The organism is Hymenobacter sp. AT01-02, from assembly GCF_000961955.2.
GTDB lineage: Bacteria > Bacteroidota > Bacteroidia > Cytophagales > Hymenobacteraceae > Hymenobacter > Hymenobacter mucosus.
Map to the genome: position 1 here is coordinate 1 of NZ_JZIR02000120.1, position 696 is coordinate 696.

General features: G+C 50.0%; 1 pseudogene. It reads left to right on the plus strand.

Annotated features, from left to right (window positions below):
* Positions 1-109: 109 nt before the first annotated feature.
* A pseudogene (locus tag VI25_RS20600) lies at positions 110-696 on the plus strand (MotA/TolQ/ExbB proton channel family protein); the annotation flags it as partial.

The following is a 696-nucleotide window of genomic DNA, read 5'->3' on the forward strand; positions in this document are numbered from 1 at the left end:
CAGCGTGTGGGTGAGCGGGGCTTCTCTGTCTTTGATGGCTAGATCAATTGTTCACTTTTTTACATTCAACTTCAACCTTTCACCAACAACCCACTAATTCTCCGGAACAATGGAACAAAAGAATGCCATAAACAAGCCCGCGGCTCGGCCCGCTGCTGCTGCTGCGCCGAAAGGCGAAGCTAAGGGTGGTGGTTCATCCTCGTTTGCCGTTATCGCCATCCTCGCGGCGTTCATTGTCAGCGTCCTCATTTTCATCTTCGTACTAGGAGATGGCAGCCACTTCCAAGGTGGTAACCACGACAACAACCCAGTATCTGGTGACTACTTCGGTGTAGTGTACAAAGGTGGTCCGGTAGTACCCGTACTGATGACAATGTTCCTGTGCGTGTTCATCTTCTCGATTGAGCGTGCCCTCACTATCAGCCGTGCCAAAGGTTCGAAGAGCATCGAAAGCTTCGTTCGCACCATCCGTCAGAAGCTGAATGTAAACGACATCACCGGTGCTATTGCTACCTGTGACCAGCAGAAAGGTTCCGTTGCTAACGTAGTACGCGCTGGCCTGTTGAAATACCAAGAGATGTCGCGTGAGCGCAACATGGAGAAAGACCAGAAAATCTTGGCTATTCAGAAGGAGATTGAAGAATCAACTGCTCTGGAACTGCCTATGCTGGAGAAGAACCTCGTTATTATCTCTAC